Source organism: Pseudarthrobacter sp. HLT1-3, assembly GCF_059383535.1.
This window is the reverse complement of sequence record NZ_JBWZCJ010000006.1, coordinates 23283-44600: the sequence shown is the minus strand read 5'-3', so window position 1 is coordinate 44600 and position 21318 is coordinate 23283. Positions and strand designations below refer to the sequence as shown.

Annotated in this window: 26 protein-coding genes and 1 pseudogene; 14 read left to right on the top strand and 13 right to left on the bottom strand. The window is 67.8% G+C overall.

Annotation, left to right across the window (positions count from 1 at the left end; translation table 11 throughout):
* Positions 1-2: 2 nt before the first annotated feature.
* The 3 genes from AC50X9_RS07115 (at position 3) to AC50X9_RS07105 (ending at position 1598) form a co-directional block, all read left to right on the top strand.
* Positions 3-362, top strand: a complete 360-nt coding sequence (locus tag AC50X9_RS07115; RefSeq protein ID WP_223917407.1) for a non-heme iron oxygenase ferredoxin subunit — start codon at positions 3-5, stop codon at positions 360-362.
* Between the two features lie 92 nt (positions 363-454).
* The gene (gene sufC / locus AC50X9_RS07110; protein WP_160665959.1) at positions 455-1252 is read left to right on the top strand and encodes a Fe-S cluster assembly ATPase SufC; all 798 of its coding nucleotides are present in this window, start codon (positions 455-457) and stop codon (positions 1250-1252) included.
* A 13-nt stretch (positions 1253-1265) separates the two neighbouring features.
* On the top strand, positions 1266-1598 hold the full coding sequence (locus tag AC50X9_RS07105) for a metal-sulfur cluster assembly factor (RefSeq protein WP_056434018.1): 333 nt from the start codon (positions 1266-1268) through the stop codon (positions 1596-1598).
* 192 nt (positions 1599-1790) lie between these two features.
* Here AC50X9_RS07105 and ypfJ read toward each other — a convergent pair whose 3' ends face one another.
* The gene (gene ypfJ, locus AC50X9_RS07100) at positions 1791-2678 is read right to left on the bottom strand and encodes a KPN_02809 family neutral zinc metallopeptidase (RefSeq protein WP_494891803.1); all 888 of its coding nucleotides are present in this window, start codon (positions 2676-2678) and stop codon (positions 1791-1793) included.
* Positions 2679-2736: 58 nt separating this feature from the next.
* On the opposite strand from ypfJ, the gene AC50X9_RS07095 reads away from it, so the two are divergent.
* Positions 2737-4176 carry an AMP-binding protein gene (locus tag AC50X9_RS07095; RefSeq protein WP_494891801.1) on the top strand — a complete coding sequence of 480 codons (1440 nt, stop codon included), beginning with the start codon at positions 2737-2739 and terminating at the stop codon, positions 4174-4176.
* Entirely contained in the window at positions 4169-5416 is a 1248-nt protein-coding gene (locus AC50X9_RS07090) for a thiolase family protein (RefSeq protein ID WP_494891799.1), read from the top strand. The genes AC50X9_RS07095 and AC50X9_RS07090 overlap by 8 nt, the downstream gene beginning before the upstream one ends.
* Positions 5417-5503: 87 nt before the next feature.
* Here AC50X9_RS07090 and AC50X9_RS07085 read toward each other — a convergent pair whose 3' ends face one another.
* The 4 genes and pseudogenes from AC50X9_RS07085 to AC50X9_RS07070 form a co-directional block, all read right to left on the bottom strand.
* The gene (locus AC50X9_RS07085) at positions 5504-6190 is read right to left on the bottom strand and encodes an energy-coupling factor transporter transmembrane component T family protein (protein WP_494891797.1); all 687 of its coding nucleotides are present in this window, start codon (positions 6188-6190) and stop codon (positions 5504-5506) included.
* Positions 6187-6543 (bottom strand): AAA family ATPase, encoded by a 357-nt coding sequence (locus AC50X9_RS07080; protein WP_494892126.1) that lies wholly within the window; start codon positions 6541-6543, stop codon positions 6187-6189. The genes AC50X9_RS07085 and AC50X9_RS07080 overlap by 4 nt, the downstream gene beginning before the upstream one ends.
* Positions 6544-6885 (bottom strand): annotated as a pseudogene (locus AC50X9_RS07075) (ATP-binding cassette domain-containing protein); the annotation flags it as partial.
* 98 nt (positions 6886-6983) lie between these two features.
* A complete protein-coding gene (locus tag AC50X9_RS07070) occupies positions 6984-7679 on the bottom strand; it encodes a biotin transporter BioY (protein ID WP_494891795.1) in 696 nt (231 codons plus the stop codon).
* Between the two features lie 322 nt (positions 7680-8001).
* Between AC50X9_RS07070 and AC50X9_RS07065 the strand changes: the two genes are divergently transcribed.
* Positions 8002-9600, top strand: coding sequence for an ABC-F family ATP-binding cassette domain-containing protein (locus AC50X9_RS07065; protein WP_494891793.1), 1599 nt, complete (start codon positions 8002-8004; stop codon positions 9598-9600).
* A gap of 195 nt (positions 9601-9795) precedes the next feature.
* Here the strand turns inward: AC50X9_RS07065 and AC50X9_RS07060 are convergent, their stop codons facing one another.
* The 5 genes from AC50X9_RS07060 to AC50X9_RS07040 all read right to left on the bottom strand — a co-directional run bounded on the left by AC50X9_RS07060 (position 9796) and on the right by AC50X9_RS07040 (position 12702).
* Positions 9796-10341, bottom strand: coding sequence for a DUF6448 family protein (locus AC50X9_RS07060; protein WP_494891791.1), 546 nt, complete (start codon positions 10339-10341; stop codon positions 9796-9798).
* 256 nt (positions 10342-10597) lie between these two features.
* Positions 10598-11074 (bottom strand): YbaK/EbsC family protein, encoded by a 477-nt coding sequence (locus AC50X9_RS07055; protein ID WP_494891789.1) that lies wholly within the window; start codon positions 11072-11074, stop codon positions 10598-10600.
* 3 nt (positions 11075-11077) lie between these two features.
* Entirely contained in the window at positions 11078-11962 is an 885-nt protein-coding gene (locus AC50X9_RS07050) for an SURF1 family cytochrome oxidase biogenesis protein (RefSeq protein WP_494891787.1), read from the bottom strand.
* Complete coding sequence (locus tag AC50X9_RS07045; RefSeq protein WP_494891785.1) at positions 11963-12211, bottom strand: hypothetical protein; 249 nt, start codon at positions 12209-12211, stop codon at positions 11963-11965.
* Positions 12208-12702 carry a DUF3099 domain-containing protein gene (locus AC50X9_RS07040; RefSeq protein ID WP_494891783.1) on the bottom strand — a complete coding sequence of 165 codons (495 nt, stop codon included), beginning with the start codon at positions 12700-12702 and terminating at the stop codon, positions 12208-12210. The genes AC50X9_RS07045 and AC50X9_RS07040 overlap by 4 nt, the downstream gene beginning before the upstream one ends.
* A 148-nt stretch (positions 12703-12850) precedes the next feature.
* Between AC50X9_RS07040 and fabG the strand changes: the two genes are divergently transcribed.
* Positions 12851-13576 (top strand): 3-oxoacyl-ACP reductase FabG, encoded by a 726-nt coding sequence (gene fabG / locus AC50X9_RS07035; RefSeq protein ID WP_494891781.1) that lies wholly within the window; start codon positions 12851-12853, stop codon positions 13574-13576.
* 135 nt (positions 13577-13711) lie between these two features.
* Here fabG and AC50X9_RS07030 read toward each other — a convergent pair whose 3' ends face one another.
* Positions 13712-13975 (bottom strand): hypothetical protein, encoded by a 264-nt coding sequence (locus tag AC50X9_RS07030; RefSeq protein ID WP_494891779.1) that lies wholly within the window; start codon positions 13973-13975, stop codon positions 13712-13714.
* Positions 13976-14157: 182 nt separating this feature from the next.
* On the opposite strand from AC50X9_RS07030, the gene AC50X9_RS07025 reads away from it, so the two are divergent.
* The gene (locus tag AC50X9_RS07025; RefSeq protein WP_494891777.1) at positions 14158-14577 is read left to right on the top strand and encodes an Hsp20/alpha crystallin family protein; all 420 of its coding nucleotides are present in this window, start codon (positions 14158-14160) and stop codon (positions 14575-14577) included.
* Positions 14578-14679: 102 nt separating this feature from the next.
* On the opposite strand, the gene AC50X9_RS07020 is transcribed toward AC50X9_RS07025, so the two are convergent.
* A complete protein-coding gene (locus AC50X9_RS07020; RefSeq protein ID WP_494891775.1) occupies positions 14680-15045 on the bottom strand; it encodes a DUF5655 domain-containing protein in 366 nt (121 codons plus the stop codon).
* A 207-nt stretch (positions 15046-15252) separates the two neighbouring features.
* Here AC50X9_RS07020 and AC50X9_RS07015 point away from each other — a divergent pair, with 207 nt between their 5' ends.
* Positions 15253-16005 carry an SDR family oxidoreductase gene (locus AC50X9_RS07015; RefSeq protein ID WP_494891773.1) on the top strand — a complete coding sequence of 251 codons (753 nt, stop codon included), beginning with the start codon at positions 15253-15255 and terminating at the stop codon, positions 16003-16005.
* A 121-nt stretch (positions 16006-16126) separates the two neighbouring features.
* On the opposite strand, the gene serB is transcribed toward AC50X9_RS07015, so the two are convergent.
* A complete protein-coding gene (serB, locus tag AC50X9_RS07010) occupies positions 16127-17035 on the bottom strand; it encodes a phosphoserine phosphatase SerB (RefSeq protein WP_494891771.1) in 909 nt (302 codons plus the stop codon).
* Positions 17036-17179: 144 nt separating this feature from the next.
* On the opposite strand from serB, the gene AC50X9_RS07005 reads away from it, so the two are divergent.
* The 5 genes from AC50X9_RS07005 to lplAB all read left to right on the top strand — a co-directional run bounded on the left by AC50X9_RS07005 (position 17180) and on the right by lplAB (position 21272).
* A complete protein-coding gene (locus tag AC50X9_RS07005; protein ID WP_494891769.1) occupies positions 17180-17965 on the top strand; it encodes an ABC transporter ATP-binding protein in 786 nt (261 codons plus the stop codon).
* Between the two features lie 15 nt (positions 17966-17980).
* A complete protein-coding gene (locus tag AC50X9_RS07000; protein WP_494891767.1) occupies positions 17981-18766 on the top strand; it encodes a sulfite exporter TauE/SafE family protein in 786 nt (261 codons plus the stop codon).
* Positions 18767-18825: 59 nt separating this feature from the next.
* A complete protein-coding gene (locus tag AC50X9_RS06995; protein WP_494891765.1) occupies positions 18826-19635 on the top strand; it encodes a TrmH family RNA methyltransferase in 810 nt (269 codons plus the stop codon).
* Positions 19636-19784: 149 nt separating this feature from the next.
* The gene (locus AC50X9_RS06990; RefSeq protein ID WP_024365679.1) at positions 19785-20042 is read left to right on the top strand and encodes a type B 50S ribosomal protein L31; all 258 of its coding nucleotides are present in this window, start codon (positions 19785-19787) and stop codon (positions 20040-20042) included.
* Between the two features lie 123 nt (positions 20043-20165).
* On the top strand, positions 20166-21272 hold the full coding sequence (lplAB, locus tag AC50X9_RS06985; RefSeq protein WP_494891762.1) for a lipoate-protein ligase LplAB: 1107 nt from the start codon (positions 20166-20168) through the stop codon (positions 21270-21272).
* The last annotated feature ends 46 nt before the right edge of the window (positions 21273-21318 follow it).

Sequence of the window (21318 nt, the reverse complement as noted above, 5' to 3'; positions counted from 1 at the left end):
CAATGACTGAACAGCCAAAGGGCGAGCTGGTCTGCAACGCCAGCGAGATCCAACTCAAGCAGGCGCTGCGGATCCTGATCGACGACTACCCGGTAGCGATCGTGAAGGACTCGATGGGCGAAATCCACGCCATCGGCGACACCTGCTCACACGCGGACATTTCCCTCTCCGAAGGGGAGGTCGAAGGCTGCAAGATTGAGTGCTGGGGCCACGGTTCCCAGTTCGATCTGCGCAGCGGCGAACCGCTGCAGTTGCCGGCCTATGATCCTGTTCCCGTCTTTGCAGTGACCGTCCTGGATGACGAGGTCTACGTGGACTTCACCAACGTCCTGAACGGCGCCGAGGCTCCGAACTTCAGCTGACCGCCCGGGCACCACGGCAGCCTGTAAACGAAAACTTATCGACCAGAAACAGCACAGTGCCGGAGGGCACGGTGCAGAGGAGAACACGACACATGTCTACTCTTGAGATCAAGGACCTGCACGTCAGCATTGACACCGAGCAGGGCACCAAGGAAATCCTGAAGGGCGTCAGCCTGACCATCCGGACCGGCGAGACCCACGCCATCATGGGGCCGAACGGTTCCGGCAAGTCCACCCTGGCGTCCACCATCGCCGGGCACCCGCGCTACAACGTCACGTCCGGCACCATCACCCTGGACGGCGAGGACGTCCTCGCGATGACCGTCGACGAGCGCGCCCGTGCCGGCCTGTTCCTCGCCATGCAGTACCCGGTGGAGGTTCCCGGCGTCAGCATGACGAACTTCCTGCGGACCGCCAAGACGGCCATCGACGGCGAGGCGCCCAAGCTGCGCACGTGGACCAAGGACGTCAAGGCCGCGATGGCGCAGCTGCGCATCGACGCCGACTTCACCCAGCGCAACGTCAACGAGGGCTTCTCCGGCGGCGAGAAGAAGCGCGTCGAGATCCTCCAGCTGGAGCTCTTCAAGCCAAAGTTCGCCATCCTGGACGAGACCGACTCCGGCCTGGACGTCGACGCGCTCAAGGTCGTCTCCGAGGGCGTCAACCGTGCCCACGCCGAAGGCAACATGGGCACCCTGCTCATCACGCACTACACCCGGATCCTGCGCTACATCAAGCCGGAATTCGTGCACGTTTTCGTTGATGGCCAGGTTGTTGAAGAGGGCGGCCCGGAGCTCGCCGACCGCCTCGAAGAAGAAGGCTACGACCGCTACGCCACCGGCGCCGGGGCAGCCACCATCGCCGCGGCCTCCGCCGCTGCCCAGGCCTAGTTAGGACGTCGCCATGACCGAACTCAATGTGGCCCGCACGGGTCTCGAGGATGTCGAAGAGGCACTCAAGGATGTGATCGACCCGGAACTGGGCGTGAACATCGTTGACCTGGGCCTGTTGTACGGACTGAAGTACTCCGACGACGACGGCGCCCTGCTGATCGACATGACGCTCACCACGGCCGCCTGCCCGCTCACCGATGTGATCGAGGAGCAGGTCGGCAAGGCCCTTGACGGGGTCGTCGACGAATGGCGGCTCAACTGGGTGTGGATGCCGCCGTGGGGTCCGGAACGGATCACCGAAGACGGCCGCGACCAGATGCGCGCCCTCGGCTTCAACATCTGATCCGCACCGCCTCCCCGCGGTAGGACGGCGCGGTACCGGCGCGGTAATAAAATCCTGCGCCAAAAAGTTCCTGCGGCAATTCGACGGCGGGCCCACCTTCCAAAGGTGGGCCCGCCGTCGTCGTTCCATCGATTGCTCCGCAACCGCCCTATAGCCGGCCCATAACGGCAGTTATGGAGCAGCGGAAGGGTGCTACGGGGTGGCGACGCCGAACGTGTCGCACTTGTTGATGTCCCCGGTTGTGTAGCCCTGGTAGAACCACTTCTGCCGCTGCTCACTGGAACCGTGCGTCCAGGACTCGGGCGAGACCCGGCCGGTCGCCGCCTTCTGGATCCGGTCATCGCCCACGGCCGAGGCGGCGGAGAGGGCATCCTGCAGGTCCTTCTCGGTGAGCGGATCCAGGAACGGCAGCCCGGTCTTGGGATCCTCCTGGGTGGTGGCGTAGCGGACCCACAACCCGGCGTAGCAGTCCGCCTGCAGCTCCACCCGGACGGCCCCGGATTCCGGCCCCTGCGGATCCTGCTGGGCCTGGTCGAGGTTCCCGAGCACGTTCTGGATGTGGTGGCCGAACTCGTGGGCCACCACGTACTCCTGCGCCAGCGGTCCGCCGGAAGAGCCGAAGCGGTCCACGAGCTCCTGGAAGAAGCCCGGGTCAAAGTACGCGGTGGTGTCGGCGGGGCAGTAGAACGGCCCCACTTCCGACGTCGCCGCGCCGCAGCCGGTGTTGGTGCCGCCCGTGAAGATCACGGTTTCGGGCTGCGGATACTGCCTGTCGTACTGGGCGAGGTAGGCGGGCCAGAACGCGTTGAGGCTGTTCACCGTGCCCACGATCCTGCAGTCCAGCCGGGCGTCCGCGTCGGCGCCGCTGGTGCAGGCCGGGGCGGTGCCCTGGCCCTGCGCCCCGGGATCCTGCGTGGTGCCGCCCAGGCCTTCCAGCAGGCTCGGGTTGATGCCGAACAGGGCTGCGATCAGCAGGATGATGCCGCCGCCGATCCCGCCGCCGACCTTGGCGCCGCGGCCCATGCCGCGGCGGTCCTGAACCTGGGATGGGTCCAGCTGGACATTGTCATTGAAACTCATGCAGTCACAATATCGCTTACCAGCGCCGGCGCCGCCCCCTGCCGGTAAAGTTGATCTGATGCCTTTCCTTGACAGACTCCAGCGCTGGGCCGCTGACCGCCCCGACGCGACCGCCGTCGTCGTGGCAGGGCAACGCCTGAGCTGGGAGGAACTGCGGGACACCGCCGCCGGCCTGGTCGCCGGCGCGCCCCCCGTGACCTTGCTCGCCGGGGAGAATTCGCTGCACTTCGCCGCCGCCTTCGCCGCCGCCGTCGCCGGGGAGCGGCAATGCGCCGTGCTGGACCCGACGTGGCCGGAGGAGCTGCAGGAACGCATCCGTGCCCGGATCCGTGACACGGTTCCGGCTGCGGCTGCGGCTGCGGCTGCGGCCACGGGCTCCGTCGCGGCCGGCGGGTCCGGTCCGGAACTCGTCGACGGGCCGCCCGGTTCCCCGTTCCTGGTCGGCCTGACCTCCGGTACCACTGCCGTCCCCAAAGCGTTCACCCGCTCGCGCCGGTCCTGGCGGCAGTCCTTCGATGCCTCAGTCGAATTCTTTGGCCTGCAAGCTGACGACAGGACGCTGGCGCCCGGGCCTCTCGCGGCCAGCCTGAACCTCTACGCCCTGGCCGAATGCTTGTACGCGGGTTCGGAATTCCACACCCTGGTCCGGTTCGACGTCGGCGACGCCCACTCCGCGGTCAGCCATGACGGCATCACCCGGCTGATTCTCGTCCCCACGGCGCTCCGGCTCCTCAGCGAACGGGGATTAAGCGGCGGCGTCGACGCCTCGGGCATCCGCAGCATCATCTGCGCCGGCTCAAAACTGGACTCCCGGACCCTGGAAGCTGCCCGCCGCTGGGCACCCAACGCGACCATCTACGAGTACTACGGTGCCTCCGAGCTCAGCTTCGTCTCCGGCGCCGGGCTCCCGCCAGGGAAGCCGCCGGAAGGGCGCGGAACCGGGATCGGGAAGCCCTTCCCCGGCGTCGAGATCCGCATCCTCGACAACGACGGGGTCCGGCTGCCGGACGGGACCGACGGCAACATCTGCGTGCGCAGCGGCATGGTCAGCGACGGCTACCTCTGGGGCGACGACGGCCAGGCCCTGCAAAGCTTCGACGGCTGGCACACCGTGGGGGACCAGGGCTACCTCGACCACGGCACCCTGCACATGCTCGGCCGCCGCTCGGACATGATCATCACCGCGGGCACCAACGTCTACCCGCATGAGATCGAACTGGCACTGGCCTCCGTGCCCGGCGTGGCCGCGGCCGTCGCCGCCGGCCTCAAGGACGACCTCCGCGGCCAGAAAGTCGTTGCCGGGATCGTTCCCTCGCACGGCGGCGTGACCGCCACGCAGCTGAAGGCAGGCATCGAGGAAGTGCTGGCCCGCAACAAAAGGCCGCTGGAATACTTCACGCTGGCCGCGCTGCCCCTGACGGACCGCGGCAAGCTCAGCCGGGAACTCCTACTCGACTGGATCACCAGCAGTGATCCCCGGAGCCGGCGCCTTGGCTGAGCCGGAACCGCAGCGACTCCCCGACGACCGGCAGCCCGTGATCATCGCAGCCCGCCGGACACCGATCTGCCGCGCCAACGGGGCGCTGAAGTCCCTGTCCGCGCACGAACTCCTGGCGCCCGTGCTCCGCGCGCTGCTGGGACCGCTTGGCGCACCGCTCAGCGGCGCCGGCGTGCCCCTCAACGGCGCCGGCCTGCCCCCGGCGGCCGTGACCGACGTGGTGATCGGCAACGCCGTCGGCGGCGGCGGGAATGTGGCCCGGCTCGCCGCCCTCGAAGCCGGACTGCCGGTCAGCGTCCCCGGCCTCACCGTGGACCGTCAGTGCGGTTCCGGACTGGACGCGATTGTGCTGGCCTCCCGCCTCGTGGCAGCCGGCGGCGGGGGCCTGTATCTGGCCGGCGGGGTGGAGAGCATCAGCACGGCCCCGCTGCGCGCCCGCCCGAACGCCGCCGGTGCACCGGAATTCTACGCCCGGGCGCAGTTCGCCCCGCTGGGCCTGGGGGATCCGGACATGGGGTCCGCCGCCGAAAACGTGGCCGCCCGCTTCGGGATCAGCCGGGAGCGGCAGGACGAACTGGCGCTGCGCAGCCACCGGCGCGCGCTGGCGTCCGCGGCCGCGGGGATCTTCAACACCGAGATCGTTCCGCTCGCCGGGGTGTCCGGGCCGGACGGTGTCGGTACCGTCAGTGCTGACGACGGGCCCCGCCGGGGCCTCACCCCTGCTGTGCTCGCACGTTTCCCGCCGGCGTTCGCCGCGGGGGGCACGGTGACGGCGGGGAATTCCTGCTTCGACGCGGACGGTGCCGCCGCCGTTGTGATCACGTCGATGGAGCGCGCACGTGAGCTGGGCGCCGGCGACGGCGTGCTGGTGCGGGGCACGGACACGGCCGGAGTGGACCCGCAGCTGCTCGGCATCGGGGCGGCAATCGCGGCGGAACGCCTGCTGGAACGGTGTGGCGTCACTCCTGCCGGGCTTGGGCGGGTGGAGTTCAACGAGGCCTTCGCATCCCAGACCCTCGCCTGCCTGGACCGGCTCGGCATCCCCGCGGACCGCGCCAACCTCGACGGCGGCGCCCTCGCCCTGGGGCATGCCTACGGGGCCTCCGGCGCGGTACTCGTCACCCGGCTGCTGGCCCAGGCCCGCCGCAGCCCGGTCGAGGGGCAGCTGGCGCTTGCCCTGATCAGCATCGCCGGCGGAATGGGAACCGCAGCGCTGCTGGAGTACCGGAGTTTGTCCTAGTCCCTGGCCACCGGCCCTGCCACCGGGGACATGTCCAGTCCTAGGCGCACCCGGTGGACATGGTGGGCTTATGTCCCGTGCTCCGTGTCAGGGGAGGGCATGTCCCGCGGGGCCGGCGGGCCCGGCGGGGTCTGAAGGATGGGCATGCTCCCCGGTCTCGGCCTCGCCCAGACCGCGGGCGGCGAGGGCGTCGCCGGTTTGCCGGGCGAAGGCCACCGTGGTGATGAAGACCGGGAGGATCAGGGCCCGGGGGTTGCGCTCGAGGCCGCGGGCCCGGGCGGAATCCCGGACGTCGCTGTAGGCGCCCGCGATAAACGGAATACTGCGCAGCATGATGGCGATCGTTAGGGCGAAGCGCTCCGGATCGGCTCCGAAGCGCCGGAACGGCCGCGCCAGGGACGCCACCCCGTCCAGCAGCCGCTGCACCGGGGTGGTGGCGGTGAGGATCGACGCCGCCACAATACAGACCAGCACATTGAGCACAATCCGGGCCGCGGTGGGTCCGCCGAGCTGCCACCACTGGAACAGCCCGATCATCGCGAGGACCGGCAGCACCGGCCGGACCGCCCTGATCAGCCGGCGGACACCGGCTCCGCTGAGCAGGAACAGGACGCACAATACCGCCAGGACGGCGGCCGCCACGGCCCAGTCCACAATAAGGAACGACGCCATGCCGCAGCCAACGACCAGCAGGAACTTCAGCCAGAGCGGCGCGCGGTGCAGTACGGAGCTGCCCGGGACATAGTTGGCCAGCAGGAAGCCGTGGCCGCTCACGGCCGCCCCGGCTGCGGCTGTCCAAGATACGTACGCGAGCCGGAAGGCGAGAAACGGGCGCCGGAAGGCGGGACTCCCTCCCCGGCAGGAGGGATCCCCGCACCGCACAGCGCCCGGTAGTGGGCGACGGCGGTAGCCGGGCCGCCGTCGAACACCACGGCGCCGGCGTCGACCACGAGGACCCGGTCCATATCCAGGGCCAGCTCGAGGTCGTGGGTGGAGAGGATGACCTGCTGGCTGAGCCCGGCAAGGGTCCGGCGGAGCAGTTCCCGGTTCCGCAGATCCAGCAGCGTGGACGGCTCGTCCAGGACGAGCACTTCGGGGTCCACGGCGAGGACTGCTGCGAGGGCCAGCAGCTGGCGTTCCCCGCCGGAAAGCTCGTAGATGCTTTGGTCCGCCAGCGGCAGCAGCCCGAAGCGGTCCAGCGTAGCCTCCGCCTGCCGGCGGCGTTCCCCGGCGTTCCGGACCGAGCGCCGGAGCGACAGTTCGACGTCCTCCCGTCCGGTCGGCATCACCAGCTGGGACAGCGGATCCGTGAAGACGAAGCCGACCCGCCGGCGGACCTCCCGGACTGCCCGGACCGTGTCCCATTCGTCCACCGTGACGGTCCCGCTGCTTGGCGCCACGAGTCCGTTGAGGAGCCGCAGCAGCGTGGACTTGCCGGAGCCGTTGGCGCCGATGACGCCGATCCGCTGCTCGGTCAGCCGCAGGGTCGGCACCTCAAGCAGGGTTTTGGGTGCCGGGCGGCCGTCGACCGCCACGCGCACCGCAACCCGGTCCAGCACGATGGAGCTCACGGCCGGTGATCCACCTTGGCGTCGGAAAGCTGCCGGGCGGTGGCAGCGGGGACCGTACCGCCGGTCCGGACCCGGCGGAACAGCAGATCCGGGAACGCCTTGTGGAGCGCCAGGGCAATGGTCACCGCGAGGATGTTCTTGATCACATCTCCGGGGTAGAAGACGAGGTCTGCGGAGAAGGCCTTCGAAAAGTCGAGCTTCGCGTTAACCATCATGCCGAGGATGCCGAGGCTGTGAACAAAGATGATGCTGCTCACCATCGCGGCCGCGAAAAGCAGGACAGCGCGCAGCCTGCCGGGACGCCCAGCAGTGCGGCGGAGCACGACGACGGCCAGCCAGCCCGCCGCAGTCGCGGCGAAAACAAAGCCGATGATGTAGCCCGCCGAGGGGCCGGCCAGGACACCCAGCCCGCTGCGTCCGCCACTGAAGATCGGCAGCCCGGCGAGTCCTAGAAGAACGTAAAGCCCGACGGCGGCGAACGCCCTGCCGGGGCCCAGGGCAAGGCCGGTGAGCATCACGGCGAGGGTCTGGAGGGTGATGGGGACACCCAGCCCGCCCACCGGAATGGCGGCGATCAGGGCCGAGCCGGCCACCAGCGCGGCGAAGACCGCGATCAGTCCCAAGTCGGTGGCGTTCCAGCGGTTCCGCGGGCGGGAGGTGATGTCGGCAACGCTGCCGTCGGTCTGCGTCATGGGTAGTTCCTATCGCGAGTGAGTCGAATCTGCATCTGTTTTTGACTTTACGAGCCTGTCGGCGGGGGTTTTTTGTAGGTGCTCTACTAACCGGAGGCCCGCCAACTGGAGGGCAGCTCCAAAGGCGCCCGGCGACGCCCGGCAGCGGGACCACGCCACCGCCGTCGCCCGCCATTTGCCGCAAATGGCGGGCCTGCTGTCAACGGACGGGAGCGGGGCCGGTAGACTTGTAAAGGCCGTGCTCTCGGCCGCACTGCCCCGGCCCCCTGCAGATTCCAACGTTGTGCCGCGGCGTTCCCTGTTGTGAAAGGCCTTAGCTGCATTGATTACCGTCCAGGATCTCGAACTGCGCGCCGGCGCCCGCCTCCTTATGGACCAGGTGAGCTTCCGGATCGACAAGGGAGACAAGATCGGCCTTGTGGGCCGTAACGGTGCAGGCAAGACCACGCTGACCCGGGTGCTCGCGGGCGAAGGCCAGCCCGCCGGGGGCAAGGTCATCCGCAGCGGCGAGATCGGCTACCTGCCGCAGGATCCCCGGACCCCGGACATGGAACAGCTGGCCCGCGACCGCATCCTCTCCGCCCGCGGCCTGGACATCGCCGTCAACAAGCTCAAGCAGACCCATGAGGACATGGCCAGCGAGGACGCCGAGGTCCAGCGCAAGGCGATGAACCGCTATGATCGGCTGGAATCCGAGTTCCTGGCCGCCGGCGGCTACGCGGCCGAGGCCGAGGCCGCCGCGATCTGCTCCAACCTGGCCCTCCCGGACCGTCTGCTGAACCAGCCGCTCAAGACCCTGTCCGGCGGCCAGCGCCGTCGTGTGGAACTCGCCCGGATCCTGTACTCGGACGCCGAGACGATGCTCCTCGATGAGCCCACCAACCACCTCGACGCGGATTCCATCACCTGGCTCCGCGAGTTCCTGAGGAACCACCAGGGCGGCCTCATCGTGATCAGCCACGACACGGAGCTGCTCGAAGCCACCGTCAACAAGGTGTTCCTGCTGGATCCCAACCGCGCCAAGGTCGACTTCTACAACATGGACTGGAAGCGCTACCTGCAGCAGCGTGAAACCGACGAGCGGGCCCGCAAGCGGGAGCGCGCCAACGCGGAGAAGAAAGCCCAAGTTCTCTTCGACCAGGCCAACAAGATGCGCGCCAAGGCCACCAAGGCCGTCGCCGCGCAGAACATGGCCAAGCGTGCCGAGCGTCTGCTGGGCGGCCTGGAAGCCGTCCGCGCGACCGACCGCGTGGCAGCCCTGCGCTTCCCGGATCCGTCGCCCTGCGGCAAGACCCCGCTCACGGCCGACGGCCTCAGCAAGTCCTTTGGTTCACTGGAGATCTTCACCGACGTGGACCTTGCCATCGACCGCGGCTCCAAAGTGGTCATCCTGGGCCTCAACGGCGCCGGCAAGACGACCCTCCTGCGCATGCTGGCCGGCGTCGACAAGCCTGACACCGGCGAAGTCGTGGCGGGCCACGGCCTGAAGGTGGGCTACTACGCCCAGGAGCACGAGACACTCGACGTGGAACGCACCGTGCTGCAGAACATGCGCTCCTCCGCCCCGGACATGAACGACGCCGAGGTCCGGAACATTCTGGGCTCGTTCCTGTTCTCCGGCGACGACGTCGACAAGCCCGCCGGTGTGCTCTCCGGCGGCGAGAAGACCCGGCTGGCGCTGGCCACCATCGTGGCGTCGAGTGCGAACGTGCTGCTGCTCGACGAGCCCACCAACAACCTCGACCCGGCAAGCCGCGCCGAAATCCTCGGTGCCCTGAGCAACTACACCGGCGCTGTCGTCCTGGTGAGCCACGATGAGGGCGCCGTCGCGGCCCTCAACCCCGAGCGCGTTGTGCTGCTGCCGGACGGCATTGAGGACCACTGGAACGAAGACTACCTGGACCTCATTACGCTGGCGTAGTGCGCAGGGCTGGCTTCCTCCGGGTGGCCGGCTTCGCGCCGCGGCGAGCTTGCTTTGTGGGCAAGTCACCTTTCCGCCCTGGCGGGTGACGGTCAGTTCAGAATGTCTGTTCTCCGCTTTGCGCCGGTTCGCGGAGCGCCGGGCGGCGAGGTCATGCCGAATCCTGGCCGAAGCAGATTCCCATGGTGCGCTGACCTACCCGGGATGCTCGTGCCCGGATTCCTTCCGGTCACCGTGCACCGCGGCGCCAAGTGACCGGAATACGTGGTCACTGTAGACCTCGAAGCCGAGCATTGCCTCGACATACTGCCGGGCATCCCCGATGGAGCGGTCCTTGGTGGCTTTCAGCGTGTTGACCAGCTCGAGCCGCCGCTCAAGCTCGCTGCGCAGCACTGCGGTCAGGAAAGTCCCGACCTCCTCTGGTGAACCGGTCTCGACGGCACGTTCGGCAAGCGGGATGACTGGTCCAACTGAGAGCCCGGCAGGTTTCAGACCCGTGTACGGCGCGCCTTCGCCGGCGCGGTGAATGCGGACAACAGTTTCGAAGAAGAGGCGGTCCGCCACCTCGCGAGCCCCCGGGCCCAGGCCCCGAACAGGCATTACCGTGTCAAATATGGCGCGGACCTCGGCCTCGCCGCCGCGGTCGACGTCGGGCAGGACGAGGTCGACGTCGGCGGCCTCGAGCGCCTGTCGCGCAGCAGTGACTACGGGACCATCCAACGAGTCGCAGTGCGGGGGCATGGCCTGTCCAGTCTATGGCTCACCATTTTTGGCGGTACCGAGGAGCGGTCGTCCCCGTGCGCTTCTCACTCTGAACCGGCGCCGCTACGCGAAAGTAGGGCCGAAGGTCCTGACGCGTTCGGCGGCCACCATTGGGACCTCGGCGGGACCTTAGTGGAGACAACCGGAGTGTCCATTTCGGCTCAACCCTCGTCGTCGGCCTCAGCTTTATCGGCCATTCGAACGGTGAAAAACCGCCCTTCTGAACTAGCCGAACTCAGCGGACGGGCATTTCTTCCGCGGCGGTGATCCTGCGGAGCTCTTCGTAGCTGATGGAGAACATTGAGTGGTGGTCGCCTGCCCCGGCCCAGAGGACTTCATGTTCCTGCAGTGACTCGTCCAGCAGTGTCCTGATTTTCTCCGGATGCGCGACCGGGGCCACGCCGCCGACTTCCTGTCCGGTGTGTTCCAGCACGAACATTGCGGTGGCGCGGCGGATTTGTCCGCTGCCCAGCTGGGCCGCGACCCTCCGCACATCGACCCTCGCGGCTCCGCTGGCAAGGATCAGCAGCGGGGCGCCGCCGACGTCGAACACCAGGCTGTTGGTGATGGCCGCGACGTCGCAGCCCAACTCCGCTGCCGCCGCGGCCGCCGTCGGGACTTTCGCGTCGAACACCGTTACGGTGTCCTCGGCGCCGAGCGCGGACAGCGCTTGTTTCACCCGGAGCACGGGCTCTGGGATCAGCCGGGCCACTTCTCAGAACCCCTGGGCATCCAGAATGGCGTCTTCCTCGTCCTCTGCTGTCGCGTTCTTCCGCTTGCGGGGGACCGGGCGGCGGCGTGCCACCGGTCCGCTGGAGTGCATAGCAGGACTGTCGGCAGCTGCGGCCTGGCTTTCGGCGTCCTCAGCGTCAATGGCAGCGTTCCTGGCCTGCTGACGTGCGGCGTACCCGAAACCGATGAACATCAGCACCCCGAAGGCGAACCACTGCAGCGAGTAGGACAGGTGCGTGCCCTCCTGGGTGGACGGCTTGGGGAACGGGAAAGGCATGTCAGACACCGAGGGGCTCTCGGACGCCAGCTGCCCGTAAGCGCCAGCCAGCAGGGGATAGCCCAGCTGGCGGGAATACGCCGCGAGGTCGATCGAGGCCAGCTGGCCGTCGGGGGCACCGCGCTGGAGTTCCGGCTCGGCCGGCTTGAGGCGGGCGACGACGGACACGGCGCCCTGCGGGGGAGCGGGAACCGCGTCGGGCCGGCCGGGGTTTTTGTTGCCGATCGGCAGCCAGCCACGGTCAATCACGACCGTCTCGCCGGTTTCGACCTTGAACGGGACAACGACCTCGTAGCCTGGCTGGCCGTTAAGCGGGCGGTTGCGGACGATCCGCTGCCCGGCGACGTCGTAGCTGCCCTTCAGTTCCACCTGGGTCCACTCGTTCTCCGCGTCCAGTGAGCGGAACTGGTCCTTGACCTCGGCAAAGGGGACGGGTGCGGCGGAATAGTTCGAGGTGACGCGGTTAATCTCGGCGAGGGTCTCGGCGCGGCGGTCCATCTGCCAGCGGCCCAGCCCGACGCACGCGGCGGCAAAAATCGCGGCCAGCAACAGATACCCCAGCCACTTGCTGGAGAAAAGAAAACGGTACATTCAGCTTGCCTTGCTTGTCGGGTCCAGTGCCACGGTGTCTTTCCAGAGCCCGCGGGTCTGCAGGTAGTCCTCGAGCCAGGTCCGGTGCTCCCCGCAGGCCAGCCAGATCTTGCGCCGTTCCGGGGTGTGGATCTTGGGGTTGTTCCAGAGCAGTTGCCATTCGGCGCCGCTCCGGCACGCCTTGCGGGAGCAGACGGCCTCCGCCGGTCCGGCTTCGCCGCTGTTCCCGGCGAGGTCAAAGAGATTCACGATGCCGCCCGTCCATGGTCGTCGTCGATAGTGGGGTGTCCGCCGGGGGCGCCGCGGCCGTCGTCCGGGGAGTCCTCGTCATCGACGATTTCGCCCTGCAGCAGCGTCAACGACGGGTCGTCGGTCACCGGGCCAGCAGGTTCAGCCGCCGCGCCGGTGCCCGGCGCATCCAGTTGCGCCAGCGGTGCGTAATCCAGGAGGGAGGCGGAATGGACCTCCGCCTTGTCGCCACCGTTCGCGATGATGACGGCGAACCAGGGCAGGAACACGGCACCGACGACCGGGAGGATCTTGAGCCAGCCGTCGACCACAAAGATGAGGATCAGGCAGACCATGCGGATGCCCATCGCCACGGCGTACTTGATCATCCGCTGGCGCATCTCCTCGGAGTGTGCGGCAGCGGCGTCCGTAATGCTGTGAATCTCGGAATCACCGGACGGTACACCCGGGTTCCCGGGCACAGGTACACCGGGTCGGTTTTTGAGTGTCAAGGCTGTCAGATCACGCTCCCAAGGCTTAAAGCAATTCTCTCACCAACGGCAGAGCCGCCCAAACGGGGCGGCACCGGGCGCTAAGATCGGAGGCAGGAAAATCCCGCCCTAGCGCGGCGCCCTCCCGCCGCAGAATTCCGGAGTCCCCATGTCTGAAACAGCAACCGCCGGCCGCAGTGTCCTGATCACCGGTGGAAACCGTGGAATCGGCCTCGCCATCGCCGAAGCCTTCCTCGCCAACGGCGACAAGGTGGCGGTGACTTACCGCAGCGAATCAGCGCTTCCCGAGGGCATCCTCGGCGTCATGGCCGACGTCACGGACGAAGCCTCCGTCGACGCCGCATTCGCTGAAGTGGAAGCGGCCCACGGTGCTGTCGAGGTGCTGGTGGCGAACGCCGGCATCACCAAGGACACGCTCCTGATGCGCATGAGCGAGGACGATTTTACGTCGGTCATCGACACCAACCTCACCGGCGCGTTCCGCGTGATCAAGCGTGCGTCCATGGGCATGATCCGGGCCCGCAAGGGCCGCGTGGTCCTGATTTCCTCCGTCTCCGGCCTCTATGGGGCGCCCGGCCAGATCAATTACTCGGCGTCCAAGGCCGGGCTCGTTGGCATCGCCCGCTCGTTGACCCGCGAGCTGGGCGCCCGCGGCATCACCGCGAACGTGGTCGCCCCCGGCTTCATCAACACGGACATGACCGCCGAACTGCCCGAGGCAACCCAGAAGGACTATCTGTCCAGGGTTCCCGCCGCCCGCTTCGCCGAAGCCTCCGAGGTCGCCAACGTGGTCCGCTGGATCGCCAGCGACGAGGCAGCATACATTTCCGGTGCCGTCATCCCCGTCGACGGCGGCCTCGGCATGGGCCACTGAGGCGGCTCCGAGGCGGCACCGGCCGCGACGGCAGCCCTGCCGGGCAGTCTTTGCCTGCCCCGGGTGTCCGGAAGCAGGTCTGTTTCAGGCGCTGCTGTCGGGGGCACGCTTGGCCGGGGCGGGAGATGCTGGTTGTTATTGGCCTGCCGCCGCCCGGACTTTGGGTGCCCGCAGTTTGTCCTCGGTCAGCCGAGCCTTCAGCGTTGCGATCTGGGCCTCGCACCGCACTATGACGGCAAGGCCGTGCAGGCTGTCGAGCCTCAGAGCCCGCCGCCCGTCCGCGTCCCGCGGCGGGTCAGCCCCGGCCCTGGCGCTGGTGAAGGCAAGCAGCGCCACAACGGACGCCCCGACGGCCGCCAGGGCCTCCTTACTCCCCGCACTCCATGTTGTCGTATCCATGCACCAAGGTTCCCAAGGGCCACCGACAAAATAGCGAAACCGGCTGTTGGCCCTACAACACCGTGATCCCAGCCCCGCCACGATAGGACTTTCAGCCCTGAGCACGGGGCGCTGCCGGGTGTGTAATGGGGCTGCAGCCCCTGACCACACCATGGCAGGGGCATGGAATCAGGAGGACAATCGTGGCTGAACTTAACAAGTGGGTCCCGTCGGACGTGCTGGAGCCGATCAAGCGTTTCCTCGACGGTGACCTGGCAATGACGCCGTCCATCAAAGTCGAGCAGTTTGTGGACGGCAGCACCCTGGTGGTGCGCGCAGAGGTTCCGGGGATTGATCCCGATAAGGACGTTGACGTCTCCGTCAGCGAAGGCATGCTGCACATCAAGGCGGAGCGGGAGGAGAAATCCGAACACAAGACCAAGGACGGATACCGCTCGGAGTTCCGCTATGGCTCCTTCTCCCGCAGTATTGCGCTGCCCCGCGGCGCCCGGGAAGAGGACATCACCGCAACCTACAAGGACGGCGTCCTTGAAGTACGGGCCCCTGCTCCCGTCTCGACGCCGGACGCGGCGGCCAAGAAGATCAGGATCGACCACCCGTAGCACCAGGGACATAGGCTGCCCGCTGGACGGCGGCCCGGTCGGTGGGGCGGGCGGACACCATCGTTCCGCCCGCCCCGACCTGTGACTGAATATCTGTCAGTCTCAGCCAGCAGCCGCGCGGGCCTCACGCAGCCAGCCCGCGACCTCCGCATCCAGCTCCGCTTCACTGTTCAGCTCCAGGTGGTGCATCCACACCCCGGGCGACGGATTCACTACCTCCTTGAACCGGGCAGAGTCGACCCGCCATGGCAGCGCGATCGACAGCACGGCGGGCACCTCCGACGAAATGTACCGGCCGGGCCACCAGAGGTACGCGAAGCCACGATGCTCCCGGAAAGCGACCTGGCTCCTCGTTGCCCGGATGTCGGGCGGGGTCGGCGCCGCCAGCATCCGCTCCACCGCGCGGTACAGTTCCAGGCCGCGGGGGGAGCCACTGAAGACCTGCTCAGGCGTCGATTCCTCGCTCACGCCGCGCGGCACGGAAACCCCTGAAGTGCGGCCCCCCGGCTCCTGGTGTGCGGTCGTTCCATGCGGGCGAGCCTACGCCCGCGGGCCGGGCCCTCACTAGCCTGCCGCGGCTTCTTTGTGGAACTCAAACAACGGAAAACACCTGCGCCGCTGGCATGATGGACTGCAGACCCACCGTTTTTGGATGTTTGGAACAAAGGAGCTCGTATGGGACTGCTGGAGAACAAGACCGCAATAGTGACCGGTTCATCGAGGGGCATCGGTGCTGACGTCGCCAAGTTCCTCGCCGCCGAGGGCGCCGCCGTCGTCGTCAACTATCGCCAGAAGGCGCCGCGCGCCAACAAGGTCGTCGCGGAGATCGAGGCGGCCGGTGGCCGCGCCGCTGCCGTCGGCGCCGACCTCACCACCCAGGAAGGCGTCCAGGCCCTGGCCAGCGCCGCGATGGAGAACTTCGGCTCGCTCGATATCCTGGTCCTGAACGCCTCCGGCGGGATGGAAACGGGGATGGCGGAGGACTATGCCCTCAAGCTCAACCGCGACGCCCAGCTGAACATGCTCAACGCTGCCGTGCCGCTGATGCCCGAGGGCAGCCGCGTGGTCTTCATCACGAGCCACCAGGCCCACTTCATCAACACCGTTCCCACCATGGCCAACTACGAGCCGGTGGCACGCAGCAAGCGCGCCGGTGAGGACGCACTCCGCGAACTCGTTCCGGACCTGGCCGAAAAGGGCATCTCGCTGGTCGTCGTCTCCGGCGACATGATCGAGGGCACCGTCACGGCCACCCTGCTGGACCGCTCCAACCCCGGCGCCATCGAGGCCCGCCGCGCCGAGGCCGGAAAGCTGTACTCGGTCAAGGAGTTCGCCGCGGAGATCGCCAAGATGGTCACGGCCGATGTTCCCAGCGGCCACACCGAATACGTCGGCGGCGCCGACTACTTCGACAAGGGCAACAACTAAACACCTCCGTCCTTCGGGCAGAAACGGCCTGATAAGGCAATGCAGGCTGAAACACAGCAGGCATAACTACTGAAGGCCGGGGCGGCGTCCGCCCCGGCCTTCAGTGTGATCCGATCAGGCCTCAGACGCCGGCGATGTGCCGGACGGCGTCGAGGTACGGGAGGTTCACCGCGGCATCCGCGGCCGCGCGGACAGCCGGCTTCGCGTTGAACGCGACGCCGATCCCCGCTGCACCGAGCATGTCCAGGTCGTTGGCGCCGTCGCCCACGGCAATTGTGTGCTCCATCGGGATGCCTTCCCTGGCGGCCCATTCGCGCAGGTATTTCTCCTTCGCCGCACGGTCGATGACCTCGCCGATCACCTTTCCCGTCAGCGCGCCGTCGATGATTTCGAGTTCGTTGGCGACCCAGTAGTGAAGCCCCAGGCCTTCCGCGATCGGCCGGAGGATCTGGTTAAAGCCGCCGGAGACCACCGCCACGACATGCCCGGCAGCCCGGAAAGCGGCCACCAGCGCCGCCGCCCCGAGGCTCAGGGTGACCTCGGCGCGGACGGAATCAACGACGTCGGCCGGCAGCCCGGCGAGCACCGCCACCCGCGCGTGCAGGCTCTGGGCGAAATCCAGCTCGCCGCGCATGGCGGCCTCAGTCACGGCCGCGACTTCATCACGCTTGCCGGCATGGGCGGCCAGGAGCTCAATGACTTCCTGCTGGATCAGGGTCGAATCCACGTCCATGATGAGGAATTTCCGCCGCGCATTGCGCAGCGAATCGGGGACAATCGCCGTGTCCACGCCGGCCGGGCCGTGATCAGCCGCCGTCCGGCGCAGTTCGGCCAGTGCCGCCAACCCGTGGACCGGGCCGGGGCCAAGGTCCAGGCTGCCGTCCACCGTGTAGACCTCGAAACGCGCGTCGCCCGTGCGGGTTTCGGCGTCCAGTGCCATGCCGGCTCCGGCGAGCAGCGACCGGAGCTGCTGCACCTCCGGCAGGGTCAGTTTCCGGGCATAGCTCACTGCGGTCACGTTCAGGCTCATGGCTGCAATCCTAGCGATCCCGCGGAGCAGGGCCCGAATTCGTTGCGCGCCGGTGACGCCGCGGCATCCGGTCGGCACGCGCCCGGCCCGGGCCCCGCGTTCCGGTTATCAGTCGTCCGCTGTTTTGTCCTAGTGTCTACTCCTATGAGTGATGTTCTTGAAATGGCCGCCGTCAGCGTTGTACGTGGGGCAAAAACGCTCCTTAACAAGGTCGACTGGCAGGTCAGGGAAGGCGAGCGTTGGGTGATCCTTGGCCCCAACGGTGCCGGCAAGACGACACTGCTGCAGATCGCCGCCGCACGGATCCACCCCACGTCCGGGATGGCGGGCATCCTCGAGGAGATCCTCGGCGCCGTCGACGTCTTTGAACTCCGGCCGCGGATCGGCCTGTCTTCGGCCGCCCTGGCCAACCAGATCCCGGAACACGAGAAGGTCCTCAACGTCGTCGTCACGGCCGCGTACGGTGTCACCGGACGCTGGCGCGAGGGCTATGAGAAGGACGACGAACGCCGCGCCTTCGCCCTGCTGAACGAGTGGGGCATGGGCCCGCTGCTCAACCGGCCCTTCGCCTCGCTGTCCGAGGGGGAGCGCAAGCGCGTCCAGATCGCCCGGGCCCTGATGACGGATCCCGAACTGCTGCTCCTCGACGAACCCGCCGCCGGGCTTGACCTGGCCGGCCGTGAGGACCTCGTTTTCCGGCTCAGTGAACTGGCCCGCGACGAGGCCGCTCCGGCCACCGTGCTGGTCACCCACCACCTCGAAGAGGTGCCGCCGGGCTTCACCCACGCCATGCTGCTGCGCGACGGCGCTGTCGTCGCCCAGGGCCCGATCGAGGGTGTCCTCACGTCCGGGAACCTGACCGAGACCTTCGGGCTGCCGCTGGACGTCAGCGTCAGCGCCGGCCGGTACACGGCCACCGCGCGCCGCTGAGCCCGCTGACCGCGCGTGGAGTTCCTCAATAGCGTCTTCATTTTCTTCGCCGGGCTCTGGGCCGGCACAATCAACAGCGTGGTCGGGTCCGGGACCCTGGTGACCTTTCCGGTGCTGATCGCCCTCGGCTACGCGCCGGTCACCGCCTCCATCAGCAACGCGATGGGCTTGGTCGCCGGGAACGCCGCGGGCGCCTGGGGCTACCGCAAGGAGCTGGCGGGACGCGGCAAGCAGCTGCTCAAACTGCTGCCCGCCTCGCTGCTGGGCGGCATCACAGGGGCCTACCTGCTGCTGCACCTGCCCGAGAAGGTATTCCACTACGCCGCCCCCGCCCTGATCGTCCTCGCGCTGCTGATGGTGGTCTTCCAGCCCCGGCTGCAGCAGTGGGTCCGGGACCGGGAACAGAATCCCGAGCATGCCATCCGCGACCGCGGGCACGGGGTCGTCCTCGTGGTCCTGGTCTACCTGGCCGGTGTGTACGGCGGATACTTTGTCGCAGCCCAGGGCATTCTGCTGGTCGGGATCCTGGGGATCTTCATGACCGGAACCATCCAGAACGCCAATGCCATGAAGAACATCCTGGTCCTCGGCGTGAACGTCGTCGCCGCAGCCTCCTACCTGCTCTTCGCCTTCGGCCGGATCGAATGGGCGGTCGTGGGACTGATCGCGGTGAGCTCGCTGATCGGCGGCGTCGTCGGCTCCAAGGTCGGCCGGCGGTTGTCGCCGGTGGTCCTGCGCGGTGTCATCTTCGTCCTGGGTCTGGTCGCCCTGGGGTTTATGATCTCCAACCTGTTCAAGTGACCCGTTTCCTTGACCGCTGACCTGCCCCGCTGACCCACCCCGCTGAAAATGGCCTACCCGTGACCTTCCACCACCTTGACTCCGCCGACGACCCCCGGGTCTCGGACTACACCCGGCTGACCGACGTGCACCTGCGCAAGCTCCGGGAACCCGCCGAGGGCATGTACATCGCCGAGTCCTCCCGGGTGCTCCGCCGGGCCCTCGCGGCGGGACACCGGCCACGCTCCTTCTTCCTCGCCGAGAAATGGCTGGAGGACCTCGCCGACGTCTTCGCCCAGTTCCCTGACGTCCCCGCCTACATCGGTTCCGCCGCACTCCTCGAGGACATCACCGGTTTCCACCTGCACCGCGGCGCCATGGCAGCCATGCAGCGGCCGGACCCGGTGCCGCTGCCCGAGCTGCTTGCCGGGGCCCGCCGGGTCGCCGTGCTTGAGGACATCGTGGACCACACCAACGTCGGTGCGATCTTCCGCTCCGCCGCGGCGCTGGGGATCGACGCCGTCCTGGTCTCGCCGCGCTGCGGCGATCCGCTGTACCGCCGCAGCGTCCGCGTCAGTATGGGAACGGTGTTCCAGGTTCCCTGGGCCCGGCTCGAGGACTGGCCCTCGGACCTGCAGCTGCTCCGCGCGCAGGGCTTCACCCTGGCGGCCCTGGAGCTCACCGACGACGCCGTGGACCTGGACGAGCTGTCCACCCGGCAGCCGGAGAAACTCGCGCTGGTGCTCGGTACCGAGGGCGCCGGGATGAGCGCCGGCACGCTCGCCGCCGTCGACCTCGCCGTGAAGATCCCGATGCGCGCCGGCGTTGATTCGCTCAACGTCGCGGCGGCGTCCGCCGTCGCCTTCTGGGAGTTGCGCCCCAGGAATTAGACTGCCGCACTGAACCGCGCCGCTGGTCAGGCGGCGGCGGCGCCGACTTTCCGCTATGATTGATAGCTGGCCGTCCGGTACATTCCGCTGGCCATCCCATTCATACCTGGCAACTGGCAAAATCCAGTTGTGCGAACAAAGGTCCAATTATGAAGTCTGATACTCACCCGAAGTACGAAGCTGTTGTTTTCAACGACCTGGCTTCCGGCGTCAAGTTCCTGACCAAGTCCACCGTGTCTTCCAAGAAGACCATCGAGTGGGAAGACGGAAACACCTACCCGGTCATCGACGTCGAAATCTCCTCCGAGTCCCACCCGTTCTACACGGGCAAGCAGCGCATCATGGACTCTGCAGGCCGCGTCGAGCGCTTCAACGCTCGCTTCAAGGGCTTCGGCGGCAAGAAGTAGCTTTCTTCCTCCAAGGTCTTGTGGAAAGCCCGCACCGGTGACGGTGCGGGCTTTTTTGCGTCCTGCGCGGAACCGACCCGAACTGCCACTCCGGCGCAATCACCGCGTGGCAGGATTAGGGCCATGACATCCCTTCACCCGATCCCCGGTCCCGGCAGCGCTGACGACGGCGGTGCCCGGCACCATGGGGAGTACAAGGTTCCCGGCGGAAAGCTCGTTGTCGCCGATTTCGACGTCGTCGACGGCGTGCTGGTGAACGTCTCGGTGAGCGGGGACTTCTTCCTGGAGCCGGACGAGGCGCTGCCGGAGATCAACCGGGCCCTCACCGGGCTCCCGTCGGAGGCCAACGCGGCGGACATGTCCGCCGCGGTGTCAGCGGCCCTGCCTGCCGACGCCGTCCTGTTCGGCTTTTCCGCGGACGCCGTGGCGGTCACCGTCCGGCGCGGCCTCGCGAAGGCCACCGGCTGGGCGGACCACCACTGGAACATCATTGCGCCGTCGGTGCTGCCGACCCACGTCAACGTCGCCCTGGATGAGGTCCTGACCGAGGAGGTCGGTGCGGGGCGCCGCAACCCGACCCTGCGGTTCTGGGACTGGGAGGAACCGTCCGTGGTGATCGGCAGCTTCCAGTCGGTCCGCAACGAACTGGATCCCGCCGGCGTCGAACGGCACGGCATCAGCGTGGTCCGCCGGATCAGCGGCGGCGGAGCGATGTTCATGGAGGCCGGGAACTGCATCACCTACTCGCTGTACCTGCCGCAGACCCTGGTGGACGGCATCAGCTTCGCCGACTCCTACGGCTTCCTGGACGCCTGGGTGATGGCAGCCCTCGAGAAGATCGGGATCAGCGCGTTTTACGTGCCGCTCAACGACATCGCGACGGAGCAGGGCAAGATCGGCGGTGCCGCGCAGAAGCGGCTCGCGAACGGCGGCATGCTGCACCACGTGACCATGAGCTACGACATCGACGCGGACAAGATGGTTCAGGTGCTGCGGATCGGCAAGGAGAAGCTCTCCGACAAGGGCACCCGGAGCGCCAAGAAGCGGGTGGATCCGCTCCGGCGGCAGACCGGCCTGGCCCGGACGGAGATCGTCGCGGCCATGATGGAGGTCTTCACCGAACGCTACGCGGCGACGCCGTCGGACCTGACCGAGGCTGAGCTCGCCGCCGCGCAGCACCGGGTCGAGGCCAAGTTCGGCACCCCGGAGTGGCTGCACCGCGTCCCCTAAGGCCCTCAGCCCCGTCGGTTGCTCCGTAGGCGCCCTTTTGCGCCGC